At 69.0% G+C, this 6269-nt stretch carries 5 protein-coding genes and 1 pseudogene; 1 reads left to right on the top strand and 5 read right to left on the bottom strand.

What is annotated here, in order from left to right:
- The first annotated feature begins 116 nt into the window (after positions 1 to 116).
- Entirely contained in the window at positions 117 to 1070 is a 954-nt protein-coding gene (gshB, locus tag AC1DOC_RS21155) for a glutathione synthase (RefSeq protein WP_478079717.1), read from the top strand.
- On the opposite strand, the gene AC1DOC_RS21160 is transcribed toward gshB, so the two are convergent.
- From AC1DOC_RS21160 to AC1DOC_RS21180, 5 genes and pseudogenes are all read right to left on the bottom strand, one after another.
- Positions 1033 to 1935, bottom strand: coding sequence for a PepSY-associated TM helix domain-containing protein (locus tag AC1DOC_RS21160; RefSeq protein WP_478130427.1), 903 nt, complete (start codon positions 1933 to 1935; stop codon positions 1033 to 1035). The two genes, gshB and AC1DOC_RS21160, sit on opposite strands and share 38 nt — an antisense overlap.
- Before the next feature lie 61 nt (positions 1936 to 1996).
- Positions 1997 to 2185, bottom strand: a pseudogene (locus AC1DOC_RS21165) (PepSY domain-containing protein); the annotation flags it as partial.
- The gene (locus AC1DOC_RS21170) at positions 2185 to 4446 is read right to left on the bottom strand and encodes a TonB-dependent receptor (protein ID WP_478084469.1); all 2262 of its coding nucleotides are present in this window, start codon (positions 4444 to 4446) and stop codon (positions 2185 to 2187) included. The gene AC1DOC_RS21170 and the pseudogene AC1DOC_RS21165, both read right to left, overlap by 1 nt.
- Positions 4447 to 4581: 135 nt before the next feature.
- A complete protein-coding gene (locus AC1DOC_RS21175) occupies positions 4582 to 5349 on the bottom strand; it encodes a class II glutamine amidotransferase (protein WP_478130425.1) in 768 nt (255 codons plus the stop codon).
- Positions 5350 to 5399: 50 nt separating this feature from the next.
- Positions 5400 to 6269: ABC transporter substrate-binding protein (locus tag AC1DOC_RS21180; protein ID WP_478130426.1), on the bottom strand; the 870-nt coding region annotated here is incomplete at its 5' end.

Below are 6269 nucleotides of genomic sequence, written 5' to 3' on the forward strand. Positions count from 1 at the left end.
GTGCAGCAGGCCGGGCGCACAAAGGCCTCCGCCGGCAAGGGCATCGCCGCTTCCGGCAACATCGCGCCAGACAGCAGCAACATGGCGGCCACACCCGGCGCCGGAAAGACTCCCAGATGAAAAACATCCTCTTCGTCGCCGATCCGCTCGATCACTTCAAGATCTACAAGGACACCACCTTCTCGATGATGCGCGAGGCCCAGCGCCGCGGGTACCGCATCGCGGCCTGCCTGCCGGAAGACCTGCAGTGGGTGTCGGGCGGCCTGGTCACGGCCAACGTGCAGCAGCTCACGCTTACCGGCGACAGCAAGGCCTGGTACCGCGAGGACATCCGCGAATCGAAGGCGCTGAAGGACTTCGACGCGGTGCTCATGCGCAAGGACCCGCCCTTCGACGCCGAGTACATCTACGCCACCCACCTGCTCGAGCAGGCCGAGCGCGAAGGCGCGCACGTGGTCAACAAGCCGCGCGCGCTGCGCGACCATCCCGAGAAGCTCGCGATCATGGAGTTTCCGCAGTTCACCACGCCCACGCTGGTCACGCGCAGCGCGCAGGCCGTGCGCGACTTCCATGCCGAGCACGGCGACATCATCCTGAAGCCGCTCGACGGCATGGGCGGCATGGGCATCTTCCGCGTCAGGCAGGACGCGCTGAACCTCGGCTCCATCGTCGAGACGCTCAACAAGAACGGCGCCGAGACCATCATGGTGCAGCGCTTCGTGCCCGACATCGTGCAGGGCGACAAGCGCATCCTGATCATCGCGGGCGAGCCGGCGCCGTTCGTGCTGGCGCGCATTCCGCAGGGCTCCGAAGTGCGCGGCAACCTGGCGGCCGGCGGCAAGGGCGTGGCGCAGCCGCTCACGCCGCGCAACCGCGAGATCGCCGAAACCGTGGGCCGCGCCCTCGCGCCGCGCGGCCTGCTCCTGATCGGGCTCGACGTGATCGGCGATTCCGTGACCGAGATCAACGTGACCAGCCCGACCTGCTTCCAGGAGATCACAGAGCAGACCGGCTTCGACGTGCCGGCGATGTTCATCGACGCGCTGGAGAAAACCCTGCGTCCTGCCTGAGCGCCGGGGCCGCGCCGGCCGGTTCGCGCTGGCGCCGGTCCTGCAGCCGCCGCGAGCGCAGCTTGCGCGCCCAGATCACGATGCCGGTGATCGACAGCATCGCCACCGCAAGGCCCATGGCCGACATCAGGATGCGCCCCGGCAGCCCGAGGATGCGCCCGCCATGCAGCGGCAGCTGCAGCTGCGCGAACACGTCGGCCGCCGTGCCGTGCCACGGCCGGTTGCTGCCGATCAGGTGGCCGTCGCGCCCGTCGAGGTAGAGGTTCGACAAACCCATGCCGTCGCTGTCGTCGTGCGAGGCGCGGTCGAAAAACGAGATGTTGTAGAAGCCGCCGCGCGCGTTGTAGAACACGCCGCCCAGCGGCGTGGTCCAGCCGCGGCGCCGGGCCTCGGCATCGGCCTGCGCCACGATCTCGCGAAAGCCGATGGCGGGTTCGATGCGCGTGCCCAGCGACGCGAGCGGCACCAGCGCCGACGGTCCGGGCGTGGTCTTCGACACCAGCGAGAGCATCGGGTGGAACACCTCCTTGTAGAGGTTCAGCGAGAACGAGGTGAAGGCAATGACGATGATCAGCAGCCAGATCCACAACCCGCCCGCGCGGTGCAGGTCGAAGTTGAGCCGGTAGCCGCCGTCGGCCCAGCGCACCGTCCAGGCCGGCTTCCAGCGCTGCCACCAGGCGCCCGCGGGCCGGTGCTCCGGATGCACCGCCCGGCGCAGCCGGCGCGGCGTCGTGAGGTACAGCGCAACGAAGCTGTCGAGCAGCCACACCAGCGCCACCGTGCCCATGATCCAGTAGCCCAGCCGGTCGGTGCCCCACATCGCCGGCACGTGCAGCATGTAGTGGAGCTTGCGCAGGAAGGGCATCAGCGTCTCGGGCTTGAGCGAGATCGCGGTCGAGTCGCGGCGGCCGCGCACCTCGGCCGTCACCGGGTCGACGAACACCTGGTTGGTCCTTGAAGGGGCCGCGGCTCGCGGTGTCGTAGAGCTTGCGGTTGAGCCAGCCGTCGATCTCGTGGTCCCACGAGATGACGGCGCCGGTCAGCCCCGAGACGACGAGGAACAGGGCCACCGCCAGTCCCGCCCAGCGGTGCACGGCGGTTGCAAGGGCGCGCATCAGAACTCGAGCGTGGCCGAGAGGTTGAACGTGCGGGGCGCGCCGAGCACCAGGTAGCCGGAGCCGGGATAGCCGCCGACCGAGGACCAGTAGTTGCGGTCGGCCAGGTTCTCGATGCGCGCGCGCAGGGTGAGCAGCTTGCCGCTCACTTCGGTCACGTAGCGCGCGCCGATGTCCACGCGGGTCCAGCCCGGCACGCGCAGCGTGTTGGCGGCATTGGCGTAGCTCGATCCGCTCGCCACCACGCGGCCGTCGAGCGAGAGGCCCTGCACGCCCGGCACGTCCCATTCGACGCCGATGCTGCCCTGCGCCTTGGGCACACCGATCACGCGCTTGCCGTCGGTGGTGCTGCTGCCCGTGTCCTTCTGTTTGGCGTCCAGCCAGGTCACGCCGCCCAGCAGCCGCAGGCCCTTGCTGACCTGGCCGAAGACGCTGAGCTCGGCGCCCTGGTGGCGGTCCTTGCCGTTCGCGGAGAAGTAGTTGCCCTGCACGAAGGCGCGCGGCTTCTCGGTGGAGAAGAAGGCGAGGGTGCCGCCGATCTGGCCGGCGTCGTACTTGATGCCGACCTCCTTCTGCTTGGAGACGTAGGGGCGCAGCTGCTGGCCGGCATTGAGCACCGGCTGGCCGCCGGACTGGGCGGGCGCGGTTTCGCCCTGCGCCAGCCCTTCGATGTAGTTCGCATAGACCGACAGCCGGTCGTTGGCCTTGAACACGATGCCCGCCAGCGGGCTGGTGCGGCTCTGGTCGTACGAGCTGACGGTGCCGCCGGCGGCGGTCTGCCGGCCGTTGCTCACGATGCGGTAGCCGATGTCGGCGGTCTCGATCGTCTGGCGGCGCGCGCCCAGCGTCAGGCGCAGGCGGTCGTCCATGAAGGACAGCGTGTCGCCGATGGCCAGGCTCTTGAGCGTGGTGGTGCCGTTGAGCGCGGGGTTGGCGAGGTCGTTGCCCAGGTAGGTCAGCGCCGGCGGGAAATAGCTGCGCGGAGAGTAGATGCCGGTGTTGAGCGTGCCGCCGGCGCCCAGGCCCATGCCGTAGGCGTTCTTCTTCTCGAGGTCGAAGTAGGAATAGCCGAGCACCCATTCATGGCCCACGCCGCCGGTGCGCAGCTTGCCGCGCACGCCGATCTCGGCCGTCTTGACCTTGTCCTCGCGCGTGTTGTCGAAGCGGGTCATCGTGGCCGCGCCCGTGAGGCCGTTGGAGACCGTCGGGCCCGCGAGGGAATTGTTCTCGTAGCTGCTGCGCGCGCCGGCGGCGGCCCAGGCCGTGATGTCCGGCGTGATGTCGTACTCGCCGCGCACCGAGCCGAAGGTGTCGCGCTCGTAGGAATAGGTCCAGGGCTGCGCGAAGTTCGTGCTGTTGTCGGGCGCCCTGGGCACCACCGTGACGCCGCTGCCGAGCGTCACGTTGGGCCGCGTGTTGCGCAGGCGATGCTCCTGGTGGCCGATGTCGGCCGAGATGCGCGCATCGCGGCTGCGCCAGTCCAGGCCCACCGAGAGCACGTCGAGCTTGACGCCTTCGCCGTCCACGCCCGTGCCGCCGTCGCGGTGCGCGGCGTTCAGGCGCACGCCCACGCTCTGGTCGGGGCCGAAGCGGCGCGCGATGTCGGTCGCCGCATAGGCCTGCGAGCCGCTGGCCGTGCCCAGCGTGACCTGCGTGAGCGGCTCGTTCGGCGCGCGCTTGGGCAGCAGGTTGATGTTGCCGCCGATGCCGCCGCCCGAGGGCGTGGCGCCGTTCAGGAACGCGCTCGCACCGCGGAACACTTCCACGCGCTCGAACAGCTCGGACGAGATGTACTGCCGCGGCAGCAGGCCATAAAGGCCGTTGTAGGCGATGTCGTCCGAGTTGACGATGAAGCCGCGGATGAAATACGACTCCTGGAAGTTGCCGAAGCCGCGCGCCACGCGCACCGTCGGGTCGTTCTGCAGCACGTCGGCCACGCTCCTGGCCTGCTGGTTCTGGATCAGCTCGTGGGTGTAGCTGGTGCCGGAGAACGGCGTGCTCATCATGTCCTGGTTGCCCAGGATGCCGACGCGCCCGCCGCGCGCCACCTGGCCGCCCGCGTAGGGCTTGGTCAGGCCCTCGGCCGAGGCGTCGGCGCTGGCTTCGACGGTGATGGTGGCCAGCGTGCCGTTCGATGAAGACGGCGAGGGCGAGGCGGCCGGCTGCGCCGCGGTGGTCTGTGCAAGGGCGGCCACGGCATGAAGGGCCAGCAGCGAGGCGGCCACGGTCGGGCGAAGCCGGAGAAACGGAGCAGCGGACATGGAACGGTTCAATCTGTAATACAAATGAGAACCGTTATTATTCGATAACAAAGCCCATGATTTCGAAACTTTCCCGCGATGTTGCGGAAAAGTGTCAGGGAAAAGTCGTCAATCGAGCGGCTGTGCGGGGCCGCTTCAGAACGCCGCCAGCTGCCCGTCCACGAACACGTGCAGCTCGCCGGGCGCGAAGGCCGTCCAGCTTTCGTTGGTGGTGAGCGGCGCGGTCACGACCACCGCCACGCGGTCGTTCGGCGTGGTGTGCTTTGCGAAGTCGATCTCCAGGTCTTCGTCCGACAGCTGCGCCGTGACGAAAGGATGGCGCCGTTCCACGTACCAGAGGTGCGTGGAGGCGTGGGCCCAGAGCGCCTGGCCGTTCGACAGCATGAAGTTGAAGGTGCCGTGGCCCGCAAGCTGCGGCGCCAGTTCGCGCAGCGTGAGCGTGAGCTCCTCGATGCTCGGCACGCCCGCATGCGACTTGGCCAGCTCCTGCATGATCCAGCAGAAGGCGTGCTCGCTGTCGGTGCTGCCCACCGGGTGGAAGTTGCCGTGCAGGCGCGGGCGGAAGTCTTTCAGGTCGCCGTTGTGGGCGAACACCCAGTAGCGGCCCCACAGCTCGCGCACGAAGGGGTGGCAGTTCTGCAGGTTGACGGCGCCCTGCGTGGCCTTGCGGATGTGCGCAATGACGTTGCGGCTCTGGATCGGGTAGCGCCGGATCAGCTCGGCCACCGGCGACTCGCTCGCGGGCATGTGGTCGACGAAGTGGCGCAGCCCGCGGTCCTCGAAGAAGGCGATGCCCCAGCCGTCGGCATGGTGGTCGGTGCGCCCGCCGCRCTGCGCGAAGCCCGTAAAGCTGAAGGTCACGTCCGTGGGCGTGTTGCAGTTCATTCCAAGCAGTTGGCACATGGCGCTATTAGAGCGCGAGCGCCGCCTGCCCGGCGAACCCCATCGCCCGTTCAGCGCACGAAGCGGCCTTCGGGCGTGACGCGCACCATCTCGATGAAGCGCGAGCCGGCATTGGCGCCGGTCGAGAAGTCGATGTCCATGCCGGCCAGTCGCAGCCTGAACGCCCGCAGCGTTGCATGCAGGCGCGCGCGCGTCAGGTCGCGGCCGGTGCGCTTGAGCGCCTCGATCATCACCAGCGCGTTCAGGTAGCCCTCGAAGCTGCCGTAGCCCACCGGCACCTGCGCGCGCTCGGCCAGCCGGCGGTAGTCGCGCGTGACGGATTCCACCTCGCCCCAGGGGTAGGGCATGACCTGCGAGATGGCCAGGCCGCTGGCCTGCAGCTGCACCACCTTGGCCGTGACCTCGCCCGGCACGATCGACATGCCATAGAACATCGGCTTGCTGCCGGCCGCATAGGTCGCCTTGATCACCTCGCCGGCCACGGTGCCGGCCAGGTACATCAGCACGGCCTGGGACTGGCTGTCGGCCAGCATCTTGCCGGCGGCCGCGGAGGTCGAGCCGTCGCCCTTCACCGACACCACCAGCGCGGGCGCCTGCTTGTTCGTGGCCATGGCCGCCTCGATCAGCTTCACCGCCTCCACGCCGCCGGGATTGTCCAGGTGGGCGATCGCGATCTTGTTCACGCCGATGGTCGACAGGTGCTCGACCAGCGCCTGCGCTTCGCGTGCGTTGCTGGCGCGCACGAAGTAGGCCGAGCCCGCCACGCGTTCGCGCGCGCTGTCGCCCACGCCGTAGCCGCCGACGCTGGGCGCGCCGCTTTGCTGCAGCAGCTTGGCCGCGGCGGCCGTGGTGCCCGAGCCCACGCAGCCGAAGAAGGCGAACACGCGGTGGTCGTTCAGCAGCTTGGCGTAGTTCTCGAC

It is taken from the genome of Variovorax sp. 01T439_2 (genome assembly GCF_056398445.1).

What these genes read in the sequence shown, in the direction of transcription:
- gshB (WP_478079717.1), top strand. Translation starts at nt 117, where the DNA reads ATGAAAAACATCCTCTTCGTCGCCGATCCGCTCGATCACTTCAAGATC.
- AC1DOC_RS21160 (WP_478130427.1), bottom strand. Translation starts at nt 1,935, where the DNA reads ATGCCCTTCCTGCGCAAGCTCCACTACATGCTGCACGTGCCGGCGATG.
- AC1DOC_RS21170 (WP_478084469.1), bottom strand. Translation starts at nt 4,446, where the DNA reads ATGTCCGCTGCTCCGTTTCTCCGGCTTCGCCCGACCGTGGCCGCCTCG.